This is a genomic window from Pseudotabrizicola sp., from assembly GCF_030684215.1.
Classification (GTDB): domain Bacteria; phylum Pseudomonadota; class Alphaproteobacteria; order Rhodobacterales; family Rhodobacteraceae; genus Pseudotabrizicola.
Map to the genome: position 1 here is coordinate 112475 of NZ_JAUXOV010000024.1, position 17737 is coordinate 130211.

General features: G+C 62.0%; 13 protein-coding genes. 1 reads left to right on the forward strand and 12 read right to left on the reverse strand.

Translation table 11 applies throughout. The annotated features are described in order from the left end of the window. Window positions 1-40 precede the first annotated feature (40 nt). From Q8K08_RS03560 to Q8K08_RS03580, 5 genes are all read right to left on the reverse strand, one after another. On the reverse strand, window positions 41-1675 hold the full coding sequence (locus Q8K08_RS03560; RefSeq protein ID WP_305249218.1) for an ABC transporter ATP-binding protein: 1635 nt from the start codon (window positions 1673-1675) through the stop codon (window positions 41-43). A 112-nt stretch (window positions 1676-1787) separates the two neighbouring features. Continuing rightward, the gene (locus tag Q8K08_RS03565) at window positions 1788-2600 is read right to left on the reverse strand and encodes an ABC transporter permease (protein ID WP_304800973.1); all 813 of its coding nucleotides are present in this window, start codon (window positions 2598-2600) and stop codon (window positions 1788-1790) included. Continuing rightward, window positions 2597-3553: an ABC transporter permease gene (locus Q8K08_RS03570; RefSeq protein ID WP_304800971.1), complete on the reverse strand. Its 957-nt coding sequence runs from the start codon at window positions 3551-3553 to the stop codon at window positions 2597-2599. The genes Q8K08_RS03565 and Q8K08_RS03570 overlap by 4 nt, the downstream gene beginning before the upstream one ends. Before the next feature lie 12 nt (window positions 3554-3565). Further along, window positions 3566-5149, reverse strand: a complete 1584-nt coding sequence (locus tag Q8K08_RS03575; protein WP_304800969.1) for an ABC transporter substrate-binding protein — start codon at window positions 5147-5149, stop codon at window positions 3566-3568. Between the two features lie 119 nt (window positions 5150-5268). After that, complete coding sequence (locus tag Q8K08_RS03580; RefSeq protein WP_305249219.1) at window positions 5269-7281, reverse strand: CocE/NonD family hydrolase; 2013 nt, start codon at window positions 7279-7281, stop codon at window positions 5269-5271. Window positions 7282-7391: 110 nt separating this feature from the next. Here Q8K08_RS03580 and betC point away from each other — a divergent pair, with 110 nt between their 5' ends. After that, a complete protein-coding gene (betC, locus tag Q8K08_RS03585; RefSeq protein ID WP_305249220.1) occupies window positions 7392-8909 on the forward strand; it encodes a choline-sulfatase in 1518 nt (505 codons plus the stop codon). A gap of 211 nt (window positions 8910-9120) precedes the next feature. On the opposite strand, the gene Q8K08_RS03590 is transcribed toward betC, so the two are convergent. The 7 genes from Q8K08_RS03590 to Q8K08_RS03620 form a co-directional block, all read right to left on the reverse strand. After that, the gene (locus Q8K08_RS03590) at window positions 9121-10734 is read right to left on the reverse strand and encodes a GMC family oxidoreductase (protein WP_305249221.1); all 1614 of its coding nucleotides are present in this window, start codon (window positions 10732-10734) and stop codon (window positions 9121-9123) included. An 81-nt stretch (window positions 10735-10815) separates the two neighbouring features. After that, on the reverse strand, window positions 10816-11286 hold the full coding sequence (locus Q8K08_RS03595) for an OsmC family protein (RefSeq protein WP_304804379.1): 471 nt from the start codon (window positions 11284-11286) through the stop codon (window positions 10816-10818). Window positions 11287-11340: 54 nt separating this feature from the next. Further along, window positions 11341-12141: a carnitinyl-CoA dehydratase gene (locus Q8K08_RS03600; RefSeq protein ID WP_304804377.1), complete on the reverse strand. Its 801-nt coding sequence runs from the start codon at window positions 12139-12141 to the stop codon at window positions 11341-11343. A 3-nt stretch (window positions 12142-12144) separates the two neighbouring features. Beyond that, on the reverse strand, window positions 12145-14133 hold the full coding sequence (locus tag Q8K08_RS03605; protein WP_305249222.1) for an acetate--CoA ligase family protein: 1989 nt from the start codon (window positions 14131-14133) through the stop codon (window positions 12145-12147). A gap of 271 nt (window positions 14134-14404) precedes the next feature. Beyond that, window positions 14405-15571, reverse strand: coding sequence for an acyl-CoA dehydrogenase family protein (locus Q8K08_RS03610; RefSeq protein ID WP_305249223.1), 1167 nt, complete (start codon window positions 15569-15571; stop codon window positions 14405-14407). After that, window positions 15571-17028: a carnitine 3-dehydrogenase gene (locus Q8K08_RS03615; RefSeq protein ID WP_304804371.1), complete on the reverse strand. Its 1458-nt coding sequence runs from the start codon at window positions 17026-17028 to the stop codon at window positions 15571-15573. The genes Q8K08_RS03610 and Q8K08_RS03615 overlap by 1 nt, the downstream gene beginning before the upstream one ends. 57 nt (window positions 17029-17085) lie before the next feature. Beyond that, window positions 17086-17730 carry an HD domain-containing protein gene (locus Q8K08_RS03620; RefSeq protein ID WP_305249224.1) on the reverse strand — a complete coding sequence of 215 codons (645 nt, stop codon included), beginning with the start codon at window positions 17728-17730 and terminating at the stop codon, window positions 17086-17088. Window positions 17731-17737: the final 7 nt, after the last annotated feature.

Genomic DNA, 17737 nt, shown 5'->3' on the forward strand with positions numbered 1-17737 from the left:
CGCGGGAGTATTTTCAAAGCAGCAATGGCAAGTGCGCGACTCAGTTTCCGGCGGCTTCCATTCTGCGGCTGTCCAGAACGCCCTCCAGCCAGCCCATCTTCATTTCCGGGACCGAGGACAGCAACAGATCGGTGTAGTCGTCAAACGGAGGCGTCAGAACGTCAGTCTTCTGACCATAGCGACGTACCTCGCCCCGATACATCACCGCGATCCGGTCAGCGATGGCGCGGACAGTCGCAAGGTCATGGGTGATGAACAGATAGGCCACGCCTTCCGCCGCCTGCAGCGCCAGCAAAAGCTTGAGAATGCCATCCGCCACCAAAGGGTCCAATGCCGAGGTGACTTCATCGCAGATGATCAGCTTGGGCTTGGCCGCCAGGGCCCGCGCAATGCAGACACGCTGCTTTTGTCCGCCTGACAACTCGGCAGGATAGCGGTCGATGAATCCCTTGCTCATCTCGATCTGATCCAGCAGTTCCTGAATGCGTTTGCGCTTCGCTTCTCCCCGCAGCCCAAAGTAAAACTCTAACGGGCGGCCGATGATGGTGCCAACGGTCTGGCGCGGATTCATCGCCGTATCGGCCATCTGATAAATCATCTGCACCTCGCGCAGATCGTCGCGCGTGCGTGCCGCCAGCGCCGGAGCCAATTCGCGCCCCGCAAAACGGATGCGTCCCTGGCTGGGGGGCAACAGCCCGGTGATCACCCGCGCAAGTGTCGATTTTCCTGAACCACTTTCACCCACCACTGCCAAAGTCTGCCCCGCGGGCAAATCCATTGTGATGTTCTTCAAAACATCGAAATGCGTCCCACGATACCGCGCGGTCACATTCTGAATTTGCAAGACCGCTGGCGCATCAGCCTTTTCGACATGATCAATGGACCGGACCGAGACCAGAGCCTGAGTATAAGGCTCGCCCGGTGCGGTGATAATTTGCTCGGTCGTTCCATGCTCGATACGCTTGCCATGGCGCAGCACCAGAATATCATCGGCAACCTGCGCCACCACGGCCAGATCATGCGTGATATACAGCGCCGCCACCCCGGTCTCACGGATGGCGTCCTTGATCGCCGCCAGCACCTCGATCTGGGTGGTGACATCCAAAGCCGTGGTCGGCTCGTCAAAGACCACCAGATCGGGCTTCGGGCACAGCGCCATTGCCGTCATCGCACGCTGCAATTGCCCGCCAGAGACCTGATGTGGATAGCGTTTTCCGAAATTCTCCGGGTCCGGCAGACCAAGCTTGCCAAACAGCATCACCGCGCGGGCTTCTGCTTCGGCCCGAGGCATCACGCCATGCGCGAGGCAAGCCTCGATCACCTGATCCATCAACCTGATCGCCGGGTTGAAGGCGGCCGCTGCCGATTGCGCCACATAGGTCACTTCACGCCCCCGCAACGCCCGCAACGCCCGCGCATCCGCCAGCCGTATATCGCGCCCGTTGAGCAAGATCGTGCCTCCGGTCAGCCGCACGCCGCCTCGCCCGTAAGCCATCGACGACAAACCGATGGTCGATTTACCCGCCCCCGACTCGCCGATCAGCCCCAGCACCCGGCCCTTTTCGACCGAAACCGATACATCATCGACCAGAACCACATCCCGCGGCGGCTCACCGGGCGGATAAGACGTGGCCTCGATCCGCAGATTGCGGATCTGCAACAGCGCGTCACTCATGCTCCGCCCCCCGAAATCTCTAATCTTATCTCATTTGCTGTTCTCAAATATCCCACGGGGGGCCCGGGGGGTGTGAAACCCCCCGGCGCTTGCCACACACACCATACTCCGCTCATCCGCGCCCACCTTTCAGGCTGGTGGTGCGCGACAGCACCCAGTCGGCCACCATATTGACCGAAATCGCCAGTACCGCGATGGCAAAAGCCGGGATCAAAGCCGCCGGAATGCCGTAAACCAGCCCCGACGAGTTTTCCTTCACAATCCCGCCCCAGTCCGCCAACGGCGGCTGGACGCCAAGCCCAAGGAAGGACAGGGTAGAGATGAACAGCACCGCAAAGATGAACCGCAACCCCAGTTCCGCAACCAGGGGCGACAGGGCATTGGGCAAAATCTCGCGAAAGATGATCCAGGCCCAACCCTCACCTCGCAGCCGTGCGGCTTCAACATAGTCCATTACCGTAATGTCCACCGCCACGGCGCGGGCCAGACGAAACACCCGCGTGGCATCCAGCAGACCCATCACCAGAATAAGCACCGTCAGTGTTACCGGCAGCACCGACAGGATCACCAGCGCAAGGATCAGCGCCGGTATTGCCATCACCAGATCGACCATCCGGCTTAGCCCCTGATCGACCCAGCCCCCGGCCACCGCCGCCGAAAAGCCCAGCACAGACCCCAGCGTAAAGCTCAGCATCGTTGCCGCCGAGGCGACAAAGATCGTGGTCTGCCCACCATAGATCATCCGGCTAAGCAGATCGCGGCCAATGGCATCCGTGCCGAACCAATGCGTGCCCGAGGCCGGGTCCCAGACCCCGCCCACAATCTCGGCCATGCCAAAGGGGGCAATCAAAGGCGCAAAAATCGCCGCCAGAAAAAAGGCTGCTGTGAAAAACATCCCGATAAGAGCGGAAATCGGTATCCTCATTTCGGGTGCCTCAACCTTGGATTGGCAAGGATGGAGATAACATCCGCCATGATGTTCAGCCCGATATAGACGGCGGCAAAGATCAGCCCCACCGCCTGCACCACCGGCAGGTCACGCTTGGCCACATGGTCGACCAGATATTGCCCCATGCCGGGATAGACGAACACCACCTCAACCACGACAACGCCCACCACCAGATAGGCAAGGTTCAGCATCACCACGTTCACCACAGGCGCAATGGCATTCGGGAACGCATGGCGCCAGATCACCTGCATCGGCGACAGGCCCTTCAGCTCTGCCGTCTCGATATAGGCCGATTGCATCACGTTCAGGATCGCCGCCCGCGTCATCCGCATCATATGCGCCAGCACCACCAGCACCAGCACGATCACAGGCAGGATCACCGCATTCAGCCTCTCCATCATTCCCATACCGGGAAACACCATCGCAACCGACGGAAACAACTGCCATTTCACAGCAAGGAAATACAACACGATATAGCCCACGACAAATTCTGGCAGGCTGATCGTGGACAGGGTAACGCCCGATATCAGCTTGTCGGGCCAGCGCCCGTTATAGCGCGCGGCGACCAGCCCCAGCAAAATCGCCAGCGGGACAGAAATCACCGCCGCCCAACCCGCCAGAAACAGCGTATTGCCCAGCCGCTGACTGATCGCCGCCGCAATATCGGTGCGGTTTGACAACGAGGTGCCCAGATCGCCGGTCAGAATACCGCCAAGCCAGTTGAAATACCGGGTCAGCGCGGGCTGATCCAACCCCATCTCGATGCGCAGATTGGCCAGCGCTTGTGGTGTGGCCGACTGACCCAGAATGGCCTGCGCCGTGTCACCGGGCAAGGCCGCCACGCCAAGGAAAATCACCGCCGAAACCGCGAGCAGCAACAGGAGGCCCAGCGCAATGCGCTGGACCACCAAAGTTAAAACCGGATGCATGCCCCCCGGTCCTTATGCCAACCAGCACTTTACGTGGGCGCGGCCATTCATCAACTCGCCATTCGGATCTTCTTCCCAGCCCTGAACTTCGTCGCGCACAGCTTCAACGAAGTCATTGAACATCGGCAGAATCAGACCGCCTTCATCGCGAACGATGTTTGCCATCTCCGCATAGGTCGCCTTGCGGATGTCATTGTTCAACTCGGCCCGTGCGGCCAACAGCAGTTCGTCAAAACGGGCATTTTTGAACTTGGTGTCGTTCCAGTCAGCCGTGGACAGATAGGCCGTGGAATACATCTGATCCTGCACCGGACGCCCGCCCCAATAGCTGGCGCAGAACGGCTCGACGTTCCAGACGTTCGACCAATAGCCATCATCCGGCTCGCGCTTGATCTCCAGCGGAATGCCCGCCGCTGCGGCAGATTGCTGGAACAACTGCGCAGCCTCAACCGCACCGGGAAAGGCGCCTTGTGCCACGCGCAGGATGATCGGGCTACCGTCATGGCCCGATTTCTGATAGTGATCCGCCGCCGCTACCGCATCATATTCGCGCTGAGGAATAGAGTCGTCAAACAGCGGATAGGCGCCATTGATCGGGAAATCGTTGCCGATGCTGCCCAAGCCGCCAAGAATCTTGTCCACCATCTCCTGACGGTTGACCGCAAGCTTTAGCGCCATGCGCAGATCGTTGTTGTCAAACGGCGCCTTGTCGACATGCATGATGAACACATAATGCCCGCGGCCGGGAACCGCCTTCACCTGCACGCCGGGCGCGCGCTTCAACAACTCGGCGATCTTGGGATCGACCCGGTTGATCATATGGACCTGACCCGACTGCACCGCAGAGGTGCGAGCGGTGCCATCATTGATCACCAAAATCTCAGTCTGATCGGCATGGCCGATGGTGTCGTCAAAGTAGTTGGCGAATTTCTCGAACCCGTGGCGGATGCCCGGCTCATGCACAACCACCTTATAGGGGCCGGCGCCGATGCCTTCGGTCGGGTTGTCGATGCCACCATTTGGCTGGATCACAAGGTGATAATCGGCCAACAGGAACGGCAAGTCAGCGTTGCCGCTGGCCAGCTTCAGCGTAACCATATCGCCATCTGCCGACATCTCGCTGATGCCCTGCACAATCCCCAGCGCACCCGATTGCGACTTCTCGTCGGTATGGCGGCGCAAAGTGGCGACCACATCCTCGGCCGTCACGGTCTTGCCATTATGGAACTCAACCCCCCGACGGATTTTGAACTTCCACTCGGTCGCATCCGAATTCGCACTGACCTCCTCGGCGATGCGCATCACCACCTCGCCGGTCGCGCTGACATCCACCAGCATCTCACCCCACGTGTAGTTCACCGCAAACGGCACTTCCGATGCGGCCAGCGCGGGGTCAAGGCTGTTGGTCGACTCGCCCCCCTGCATCCCCATCTTGATAAAGCCGCCCTTTTTGGGTTGGGCATGGGCTGCCTTGGTGAACAGCGCAGAGGCAAGCCCCGCCGACACGCCCAATGCGGTCGTGCGGCCTACAAACTCGCGTCGCGACATGCGGCCTGCCTTGGCGGCAGCAATCATACGGTCAAGCTGGTCGGTCATTCTGGTCGTCTCCCTGAATGGCTGCGGTTAACCCCGCGCCGGTTTTGTTGACTGGTGAGTCAATAGAAACTTGTGTTTTGCCATGGGGCAACGATTCTTGCCCAGACATGCTCATTTTTTCACACAAAGCGCCGTGGCACTTTTTCGTTGAAATCACGGCAAAAGATCATCTCCTCGCCTTCCCAGGCGGTCAAGGTGGCCTGCATGTGCAAATGCGACGCGTCACTGGTCATCACCGCCCGCGCCTCGGTCCGAACCCGCCACTCCCCGCGCGACAGGCGCTGCTCCCAGACATGGGTGGCCTTTGCCGACAATGGATCATCGGGGTGAATCTCCCAGCGTTCGGTCAGGGTCTCCCCCGAGCATAACCCATGCGTCAGGTTCTCCACGTCGCCGCCATCCTCCAGCACGCACAAGGCCTGCGTGCCGGTGATCATATCGGTCTCGACATAGCGCCGTGATTGGCCCGCGCGCAGCACCCGGTGCGCCCAGGCTGGGGCCGACTCCGGCTCTGGCGGTGCCCAAACGCCTCCCCCCTCATGCACCGGCAGTGTCAGGCTGCCTTGGCTCAGCATCAACACCGCCTGGGAAGGCGACGGCCAGACAAACGGCCAATAGCTGTTGGACAGCGCCAGCCGCAGACGGTGACCGGGTGCAAGACGATAGGCCATCTGGTCCAGATCGAACACCACATCTTCCGACCGTCCGGGCGTCATCGGCTGCGGAGTTTCCCGGCTGTCACGATGACACAGGTTCAGCATCCCATGCGCAATGCGTACCGAACCACCGTCCGGGCCAACATCACATAGCCGCGCCACCACAAAGCCCAATGGCTGATCCGACGAGACCGTCAGCCGCAACCGGGCACTCCCAAGCAGCGAAACGGGGTGTTCCAGCACATCGCCATCAAAGCACAGGCTCAACGCATCATCCGCCGCCTGATCCCCCGGCATTTCCGCATTCAGCCCCATCGGAAAAAACTCCCCCGCCGACAGGCCAAGCTGTTGCGGTGTTGACACAATTCTCACAAAATCTGCCGTTTCATCTTGGCCTAAATACTCATTCAACGCTGCCCCCCCGCGCCCCGGCAACAAGGTCAGCACCCTTTGTTCAACATTCGGGCTCGGCCACTTCGCCTCTGCCACCCAATGCCCGACCCGGTGAGGGGCACTGGCATCGGGCGGCGCGGAATGCAGCATATAGGCCCGCATCGCCGGGTCCGTCTCAGCCCCGTTCTCCACCCCCTTCAACCAGCGGTCCCACCAGCGCACCGCCTCTTGCAGAAAGCCGATCGCCGGGCCGGGCACCGCCGTATGTGGGTATTGATGCACCCAAGGCCCCACAATCCCCTTGGCCCCCACATTGCGAACCAGCGCGTCAACCGTGTTCATGTAATTGTCGGCCCAGCCGCCAATCGACAGCACCGGCACCTGCACGCGCGCGAAATCCTCACAGATCGAGCCATGCCGCCAATAGTCATCCCGCGCCTGATGCGACGCCCAGCGCGGGGCCAGCCACGGCTCGGCCTCCAGCCGCGCCAGCCAGTCGGCCCGCCAGTCGGGGCGCAAGGCAGGGTCCGCCGGACGGCTGGAAAACGAGAGCATCACCGCACCCCAGCCGAAATTCTCACCCAGCAGGCAGCCGCCCTTGAAATGGATGTCATCGGCAAAGCGGTCGGTGGTTGAACAGACCGAGATAACGGCTTTCAGGGCCGCAGGCTGCAAAAACGCAGTCTGCAAACAGTTGAACCCACCCCAGCTTTTGCCCATCATGCCCACAGCGCCCGAACACCAAGGCTGCGCGGCCAGCCATGCGATCACATCGCAGGCATCCTGCAATTCCTGCACTGTATACTCATCCGTCATCAGTCCTTCGCTGTCGCCATTGCCGCGCATATCGACCCGCACCGATGCATAGCCATGCCCTGCCACATAGGGGTGCATCAGCTCATCACGCGGCAAGGTGCCATCGCGCTTGCGATAGGGGATATACTCCAGCACCGCCGGAACCGGGTTGGCTGACGCATCCTCTGGCATCCAGACCCGCGCCGAAAGCCGGGTACCATCGGGCATCACAATGCCCATATTCTCAAATTCGACCAAAGGTCTTGAAACTTCATTAATCGTTTTCATGCGATCCCCTGTTTTGGCGCATTTGGCTTGCACCTGTCGCAAGCGTTCAAGACAAGGTCAGGCGCGCTCACCACCCTCGCGCCAGACCCAAGGCCCAAAGGAACAGCCCGATGACAGTTGCCAAAGCCGACCGCCCCAACATCCTGATCATCATGGTAGACCAACTGACGGGCACGCTGTTTCCTGACGGTCCGGCGGATTTCCTGCACACGCCCAACCTGCGCAGACTGGCCGAGCATTCGATGAGGTTTCAGAACTGCTACACCGCCTCGCCGCTCTGCGCACCGGCGCGGGCCTCGTTCATGTCGGGCCAACTGCCTAGCCGCACGCGGGTCTATGACAACGCAGCAGAATTTGCGTCGGACATCCCGACCTATGCCCACCACCTGCGCCGCGCCGGCTATTACACAGCTCTCTCGGGCAAAATGCACTTCGTTGGCCCCGACCAGATGCACGGGTTTGAGGACAGGCTGACAACAGACATCTACCCCGCCGATTTCGGCTGGACCCCAGATTACCGCAAGCCGGGCGAGCGGATCGACTGGTGGTATCACAACCTTGGCTCGGTCACGGGCGCGGGCGTGGCCGAAATCACTAACCAACTGGAATACGATGACGACGTGGCGTTTCAGGCGGTGCAGAAACTCTATGATCTGTCGCGCGGAGCAGATCGGCGACCGTGGTGCCTGACCGTCAGCTTCACCCATCCGCACGACCCCTTTGTCGCCCGCCGCAAATACTGGGATCTCTATGAAGGCGCCCCGGAACTGACCCCGCCCGACCCGATCGCCTACGCCGATCAGGATCCCCATTCCCAACGCCTGATGGACGCCTGCGACTGGCGCGCCTTTGATATATCGCCAGACCAGATCCGCCGCGCCCGCCAAGGTTACTTCGCCAACATCTCTTACGTCGATGACAAGATCGGCGAGATTTTTGCGGTGCTTGAGGCCACTCGGCAAGAGGCCGTGGTGGTCTTCCTGTCGGATCACGGCGAAATGCTGGGCGAGCGTGGGCTCTGGTTCAAGATGAACTTCTTTGACGGCTCTGCCCGCGTGCCCCTGATGATCTCTGCACCCGATCTCGCGCCTGGCCTGATCACCGACCCGGTCTCCACGATCGACCTCACACCCACCCTCGCTGCAATCGCCGGGGTGGATATGGCCGAGGTTATGCCATGGACCGATGGCGTCAACCTGACCCCCATAGCCACTGGCGGCACACGCCCGATGGTCGCGATGGAATACGCGGCCGAAGGCACGATCACCCCCATGGTCGCCCTGCGCGAAGGTGCCTGGAAATACATCCGCTGCCCCGCCGACCCCGAACAGCTCTACGACCTCAACGCTGACCCACAAGAACGCGACAACCTCGCGAACGACCCCCGCGCGGCCCAGATCCTCACCCATTTCCGCAAAGCCGCCGACACCCGCTGGGATCTGCCACGCTTTGACGCTGCCGTCCGGGAAAGCCAGGCCCGCCGCTGGGTGGTCTACGAAGCTCTGCGCAACGGCGCCTACTTCCCGTGGGATCACCAGCCGCTGCGCGCCGCATCCGAACGCTACATGCGCAACCACATGGACCTGAACATCTTGGAAGAGAGCAAGCGCTTCCCCCGCGGAGAATAGCGCAGATATCAATGGCGGACGCCTCCGGCGGGAGTATTTGGAAAGCAGCAATGCAAAAACCCGATCTCCTTGATTTGCTGCTTGTAAAAATACTCCCCGCGGAGCGGCCACTGCGCCGCCGGACCGACGGCCTCCTGCGCGCGGCACAGTCCCGTCATCCATGGCAATGCCACCGAGCGGGGGCTCGAGGCCCCCCGAGGTGGCCCTGCCGCTAGCGCGCATCTTCCAGCACCAGCGCGGCCCCCTTCCACCCCATCAGGATAGCGGGCGCATTGGTATTGCCCGCAATCAGGTTCGGAAAGCTGGAGGCGTCAATCACCCGCAACCCCGTCACCCCTCGCACCCGCAGACGCGCATCCAGCACGCTTGTTGCAGGGTCAGCCCCCATCCGGCAGGTGCAGGACGGGTGATACACTGTGCCAGAGCGCGCCCGGAAATCTGCAATCAGATCGGCGTCAGTGGTGACCGCCGGGCCGGGGCGCAGTTCCTCCTTGATCAGCCGCGCCATCGCTGGCTGGGCCGCAATCCGGCGCAGGAACTTCACCGCAAGCAGCATCTCGTCCACATCATGCCCGGTCGCAAACGCATTGGCGCGGATCACCGGATGTGCCAGCGGATCAGGGCTTGCCAACAGGATCTCGCCGCGCGAAGTGGGGCGGCAGTTCGACAAGCCGATCGATAGCCCGGACCATGGGTCCGGCGACAGGATCGGGCGTTCACCATTGCGCGGGATCAACGTCGAAAACGCCTGCATATACAGCTGCATGTTGGGCCGCGCCAACGCCGGATCGGTGCGGAAAAATCCGCCCGCATGGTTGATCGACTTGGCCAGCGGCCCACGCCCGCCCGCAAAGTATTGCAGGCCAGCCAGCGCCTTGCCCCACCATGGCCGCAGCACGTCATTATAGGTCGGCACCCGCATCGACCACGTATAGTTGACGCCCTGATGATCGCTCAGATGCGCGCCCACATTCGGGTTGTCCACCAGCACCGGCAGCCCCATGCCCTGCAACAACGCCCCCGGCCCGATACCAGACAGCTGCAACATCTGTGGCGAGTTGATTGCCCCGCCCGACAAGATCACCTCGCCGCGCGCCCGCAATATCCGTGTCTGGCCGCCCTGACGCAGCTCAACCCCCACTGCACGCCCGGCTTCGACCACCACCCGCGTCACCTGCGCATGGGTCACGACCTTCAGGTTCGCCCGCTTCATCGCCGGGCGCAAAAAGGCCCGCGCCGTCGAATTGCGCCGCGCGCCCTTGATCGTCATCTGATAGATGCCCGCCCCTTCCTGCGACTCCCCGTTGAAATCCGGCGTCTCCGCCAATCCCGCCTGCCCGCAGGCGGCGATATAGTCCTGAACCAGCGGATGCAGCCCTTGCCGGTTGGCCGAGATGAACAGAGGCCCACCCTGCCCGCGCCACGCATCCGCGCCCGCCTCATTATCCTCGATCGCGCGATAGGCGCGCAGGCACTCCTCCCAGCCCCAGCCTGCCGCAGACTGTCCCCAGTCCTCGTAATCTGCGCGATGCCCCCTGATCCAGACCATCGCGTTGATCGACGATGACCCGCCCAAAAGCCGCCCCCTTGGCCAGTGATCGCTGTTGCCCGCCAACCCCGGATCAGGCTCTGCGCGGTACATCCAGTTCACCGCAGGATCATAGAACAGTTTGCCATAGCCCAACGGCAGGTGAACATAAAACCGCCGGTCACTGCCCCCGGCCTCAATCAACGTGACCGCATGGCGGCCCGAGGCGCTCAGCCTTTCAGCCAGAACGCAGCCAGCCGATCCCGCGCCCACGATGATGTAATCGCTGTCTTCCATATCGCCCCAACGCAAATCCTTGGGCTACACTAGCTGTCACCCGGCCCGCCTCATGCGCGAAACCGACATCTTGCGTCGCCTCTAGCCATCAACTCGAAAGGTCGCCGCACAGGTCACGGGAAAGGCCACCGATCGCGCGATAAAACAGACCTTGTGGATCCGGTGGTGGATGGCCTCTGCGGCCGCCAGATCGGTGCCCGGCAAGACCACAATTTGCGGCCGCAACTCTGCTGCCACAAACCGCCCAGCCCCTCCCGGCCCGATCTCGCCCTGCCCGACCGGCGCATCCTCATATCCCGTCACCACGATCCCGGCCTCGGATGCGTAGTGCAGATACCAAAGCATGTGACAAGCCGACAGCGCCGCCAGCAACAGATCCTCGGGGTTCATCTTGCCCGGATCGCCGCCCAGAAGCGGATCGTTGGAGCAGTGCACCACCGGCTTTCCCGGCACGGCAATATCCCAAGTCCGCGCATAACCGCGATAGCTGCGGGTGCCCTCCCCGGTGTTTCCGGTCCAGACAATCCGGCTGCCATAGTCGTGAAGTGCCATCGCCTGCGCCCCTTCATCTTGGCTTAAATACGCATCTTTGCCCGGCCAGCGGCCTCAGCGCCCTTTCCAGACCGGCTCGCGCTTTTCAGCAAAGGCGCGCGCGCCCTCCAACTGATCTTCGCTGGAATACAACCGATCAACCGTCGGCATCAGCCGCTTGGTGACACGGTTCAGGGCATCCTGAAACCGCATTGCTTCGGCCTCACGCACCACTTCCTTGATCGCGGCGTAAACCAGCGGCGGCCCGGATGCGAGCAATCGCGCCAGTTCCCATGCCTTTGGCAACAAGTCCTCAGACGCGCAAACCTCCTTCAACAGCCCCCAGCGCAGAGCCTCATCGGCATCAAACCACCGCCCGGTCAGCAACAGATCCATCGCGACATGATAGGGAATGCGCTTGGGCAGCTTTATGCTGGCCGCATCAGCCACAGTACCGGAGCGGATCTCCGGCAAGGCAAACGTAGCGTTGGCGCTGGCAAGGATCAGATCGCAGGACAGGGCAAGCTCCAACCCGCCGCCGCAGCAGATCCCATTGACCGCAGCAATCACCGGCTTGTTCAGGTTCGGCAACTCCTGCAAACCGCCAAAGCCACCCACCCCATAATCGCCATCCACCGCGTCGCCACCCGCCGCCGCCTTCAGATCCCAGCCGGGGCAAAAGAACTTGTCGCCCTCGGCCCGCAGGATCGCGACCCGCAACGCATCATCATCGCGAAAGGCGCGAAACACCTGCCCCATGATCCGGCTTGTGATCAGGTCAATCGCATTGGCCTTGGGCCGGTCCAGAGTCACCTCCAGCACCGCACCTTCAACCCGGGTGCGGATAGGCCCCTCGGTCAGCATCTCCATCGGCATCGGTCATCCTTTCCGTATCAACGCATCCACTGCCACCGCGCCCTGTGCGCGCAAAAGCACTGGGTTCAACTCGATTTCTTCAATGCTGGCATCGCCCATCAGATCGCACAGCCGCAGCACCAGATCGGCAAAACCCGCCAGATCGGCCCGCGTGCGGCCACGGTATCCATCGAGCAAGGCAAACAGGCGCAAGCGCCGCAATGCGCCCAGCACATCTGTCCGGCTGACCGGCAAGACCAGCGTCACCGTATCGGCCAGCAGCTCCGCCGTCACCCCACCCATCCCCAGTGTAAGCGATACGCCGTAAACCGGATCCCGCCGCAGACCGACCAAGACCTCGGCCACCGCTCCGCTGGCCATTTCTTCCACCAGATACCCAGCCGCCCCCGGCATATCAGCCTGTCCGTCCAGCGTGTTCAGGTTCAGCCGCACCGCACCCGCCTCGGTCTTGTGCGCAAAGCCCAAACCTTTCAACACCAAAGGCGCGGTCAACCTGCGTGACAGCACCGCCACCTCGGCCAAGGTCATCGCCGTCACACCCTCAGGCACAGGCACACCGGCAGAGCGCAACAGGTCCTTTGCCGCCGCCTCAGATAAAATCGGCACCTCGCGCGGCGGCCGCGCGGCAAGCGGCACTTCGGGGACAGAGCCCATGACATCCTGCGCGGCCCGAATTGCCACCAATGCCACCTCCAGCCCCATCAGCGGCACGACACCCTGCGCCATCATCCGTTCTGCCAAAGCCTCGTCAAAGTTTTCCGGTAAAGAGGCGACCGGAAAGGCAGGCTTCCCCGTCGCCCGCGCGGCCGCCACAATCGCATCCAGCGCAGGCTGGAACGAGGACGGATCGCAGCGATCCGGTCGCGGTGGGTCAATAATGAACATGCCGGCGTCATAGCCTTCCAGCATGGTGGTGAAAACATCCGTCGTGCGCGGCCCGTCACCCCAGATAAAGGTGTGGTAGTCCAACGGGTTGGCAATGGTGACAATCGGCCCGAGGATCTCGCCCAACCGTGTCCGCTGCGCCTGTGACGGCGGCGGAAAATCTACCCCTGCAGCAAGGCCCAGATCCGCCACCAACCCCGCCTCGCCCCCCGAACATGACAGCGAGCACAAACGCACCCCCAGCCCCCGGCCATGGGCGTGGAAAATCTTCAACGTCTCCAACAGTTCTGGCAAGGTCGCCACCTCGGCAATCCCCGCCTTGCGCAAGAACGCCGAGGACACCGCCGCCTCTCCGGCCAGCGATGCGGTATGCGACGCCGCCGCCACACGCGAAAGCTCGGTCTTGCCGGATTTGAGACAGACAATCCCCTTGCCCGCAAGCGCCGCCTCTGCCGCCAGACGCGCCAGCGCGGGCGCGTCGTCGATGCCCTCGACATACATGCCCAGCGCGGTCACCCGGTCATCGGCCAGAAGCGCCCCGGCAAGTTCCGCAAGCCCCACCTGCGCCGCATTGCCTAGACAGGCGACATAGGCGACCGGTAACCCCCGCGCCTGCATGGTCAGATTGATCACGATGTTGGACGATTGCGACAGCAAAGCCACGCCACGCTCGACCCGCCAGCCACCGTGCTGATCGGGCCAAAGCAGCGCACCGTCCAGATAGTTGATCACCCCATAGCAATTGGGGCCCAACACCGGCATCTCTCCCGCCGCCACGACCAGATCCGCCTGCAACCCGGCCTCTCCGGCCTCCTCCCAACCAGAGGCAAAGCAAATCGCGCCCCCCGCCCCCATAGTGGCCAATTCGCGCACCACTTGTACCGTGGCATGCCGGTTAACTCCGACAAAAGTTGCATCTGGCGGGGCGGGCAAATCGGCCAGTGCGCGAAAAGCCGGCACCCCGCCCACTCTGTCGCGTGTAGGATGCACGGGCCAGACCGGCCCCGAGAACCCCATTTTGTGACATTGCACGATCACATTCTCAGCCCAACCCGAGCCAAGCACGGCAATCGAGCGCGGACGCAGCAGGCGGTTGAGGTCAAACATGGTAAACTTCGCACCCGGCCCAAGCCACCGGGGCTCTGCCCCGGACCCCGGGATATTTTTGAACAGAAAATAATAACACCCTGCTCCACTTCAGAAGCAGGGTGTCATTTCCTGTTGCGGTCATCGGCGTCCCCGCCTGTACCGCAAGTCCAATCTGGCAGCGGGCGGTTAATGAAGCGTTAGTATTGGAAGGGCTCATCCACATTTTCTGTTCTCAAATATCCCGGGGGTCCGGGGGCAGCGCCCCCGGCGGCTTCCAAAGGCGCAAGCGTCAGCCACCTTGTGCCCTGAGCAATTCGCGACTGATGATGTGGCGCTGAATCTCGGAAGTGCCTTCCCATATCCGCTCCACGCGCGCGTCGCGCCAGATGCGTTCAAGTGGCAACTCATCCATCAGGCCCATGCCGCCGTGAACCTGGATCGCCTCATCTGCCACCATCGCCAGCACCTCGGTTGCCTTGAGCTTGGCCATGCTCATGTCAGCCTCGGTCACGCTGCCCTCATCGAACTTCCACGCAGCCTCCCAGGTCAGCAATTCGGCGGCCTTCAGTTCCATCGCCATATCGGCCAGCTTGAAGCTGACACCCTGAAACTTCCCTATGCTCTGGCCGAACTGGTGACGCTGAGCCGCGTAGGAGATGGCGAGGTGCAAGGCGCGATCGGCGCGGCCAAGGCAGGTGCTGGCCACTTGCAACCGCGTGGCGCCCAGCCATGCGTTCGCGACATCAAATCCCTTGTGGGGCGCGCCCAGCACATTTGCGGCCGGCACACGGCAGTCGTCAAACTCCAGCACAGCATTGGTATACCCACGGTGCGAAACGTTGCGATAGCCGTCGCGAATAGTGAAGCCCTTGGTACCTTTATCCACAAAGAATGCGGTGATTTTCTTCTTCACGCCTTTGGGCGTCGTCTCCTCGCCCGTGGCCATGAAGGCGATCGTAAAGCCCGCCAGATCTGCATGGCTGATGAAATGCTTGGTACCATTCAGCACCCAGTCTCCACCGGGTTCCTGCCGGGCAGATGCCTTCATTCCGCGCAGGTCAGAGCCTGCACCTGGTTCCGTCATCGCCAGACAATCCCAGGTCTCGCCTCGGATGCAGGGCATCAGATACCGTTCGCGCTGTTCAGGCGTTCCGGCCAGAAGGATGTTCGAAGGTCGCGCGACACAAGTCCAGTGCAGCGCGTAATTGGCACGGCCCAGCTCGCGTTCATAGAGCAGCCATGACAGGGTATCGAGTCCCGCCCCCCCCACCTCGGCAGGCATGTTGGCGGCGTAAAGCCCGGCGTCTATGGCTTTCTTCTGGATATCGCGGATCAGCTCCAAAGGCAGATGGCCAGAGCGCTCAACCGCCAATTCGTGTGGGTAAAGCTCTGCCTCTACAAAGGCGCGTGTGGTATCCACGATCATCCGTTGTTCGTCTGTCAGCCCGAACTGCATCACGCTTTCCTTTGTCCGACGTGGCGACCCGATGCATCAGGGCGGGGAAGCGCTGCATGGGTGGTGGCGATCGGCAGCAGCCTGTCAAGGATCACCTGAGGGGCCGCACAGGTCTTGCCGCGCGCCGTATCAACATGCAGCAGCATCTGTTCCAGCGTCGCCACCGTTTCCCCGTCCTTCAGGATGCGAATGAAGATGTGCAGCCGCTTTTCATCCGCCGCCAACACTTGCACGGTGCCGCGCAGCGCATCGCCAAGCTTTGCCTCGCCCAGATGCATGATATGCGTTTCGGCGGTGTAATAGCTGAAGCCCGTGCCGACATAGGCGATGTCCGCCCCGATTTGGCGCAGGAAGGCATCTGACGTCTCGGATGCCGCAAACAGATAGCGGCTTTCGGTCATGTGGCCGTTGTAGTCGATCCAGCCAGGCAGCACGGTCATCCGCGCCGTCTCCATCGGTCCCTCCCCCACCACAGGAGCAGGACTGGCGGTGCGACGGCGGGCGTCGTGATCCAGCAGCACCTTTCCCGCACCCCAGTTGCGTTCCTTAAGCACCCGGAGAAAGCCGATCAGGTTCTGGTCACGGATCCGCTCCAACTCGCGGATGGTGTGCATTCCTGACTGCGCGTCCGACTGCCCGGCGATCAGATCAACCAGTTCGTCGTTGAACTCCGGCACGTCGGTCAGCTTTGTCCATGGCCATTGCAGACAAGGCCCGAACTGCGCCATGAAATGCTTCATCCCCGCCTCGCCGCCGGCCACGCGATAGGTCTCGAACAGGCCCATCTGGCCCCAGCGCAGGCCAAAGCCCATGCGGATGGCTTCGTCGATTTCTTCTGTCGTGGCGATGCCATCTTTGACCAGCCACAGGGCCTCACGCCAGACCGCCTCAAGAAAGCGGTCGGCGATATGGGCGTCGATCTCTTTGCGAATGTGCAGCGGGAACATCCCGATTTCGCGCAGGGTTTCTTTCACCGCCTCAATCAGCGCGGGGTCAGAGGAAGGTGACGGCACCACTTCGGCCAGCGGCAAAAGGTAGACCGGGTTGAACGGGTGGGCAACAAAGATCACAGCCGGGTTGGCGGCGTTTTGTTGCAATTGCGATGGTTTGAAGCCAGAGGTTGAACTGCCGATAGGCACATCTGGCGCCACTTGTTGGATTTGTGCAAAAACCCGGTGTTTCAGCTCCAACCGTTCGCTGACCGATTCCTGAATATAGTCCGCCCCTTCCACCGCCTCGGTGATCGTTTCGGCAAACACCAGCCGACCCTCGACGGGCATCGGCCCGTCCGACAGCGCGGGCAGGGCCGCGCGGGCATTGGCCAGCACTTCGCCCACCTTGCGCGGCGCCTCGGGGTCGGGATCGAACACGGCCACATCCCACCCGTTCAACAAGAACCGCGCGGCCCAGCCGCCGCCGATTACCCCACCGCCAATGATTGCCGCCTTGCGTGTCATTCCGTCACCTTTGTCTTGCTGGTCTTGTCGCGCTGCAGATCGCAGAGGCCACGCACATCACCCCCCCGGCGTGTGCGGTGCAGCCCCGGCCCGGTCTGCTGCCACCGCCGCATCCGCCAGCGCCACCCGTTCCCCGGCCCGGATCACCGCCGGGTCATAGGCTGTGCGGGCAAACACCGCTTCTACCAGCGGAGCGAAGTCGGTAATCGTCAGGCTCGCATACTCCGGGTCAAAGCTGGATTGATCCCAAGCCTCGCAAAACTCGGCGCAATCCTGAAAGTAGGGGTGATCCTTGAAACGGTCGCGGGCATGCGGGTTGCCGCCCGTGTGATGCGCGTAATACAGCCGCTGAAAATCGCCGTGCTTTTCGACCACCCATGTCAACTGCTCGCGCACAAAGGGTTTCAGGATCGCGGCGGCGTATTCGTCGTGATTGAAAGGCGCAAAGATATCGCCGATGTCGTGCAACAGTGCGGCCACCACCCAATCGGTATCGGCCCCCGCGCGCCAAGCCCGTGTGGCGGCCTGCAAGGAATGGCCCAGACGGGTGACCTGATAGCCCGAAAGGCTTTCATCCAAACCCTCCAAGGCGCCCAGCAACCGCTTGGCCGTGCCCGTCGCATAGTCACGCTCATGCGCGTCAAGCATGGCGTAATCGGCAGCGTCGCCGTCCTTCATCGCGGTGAATTTCACCTTGTCCATGCCTGCC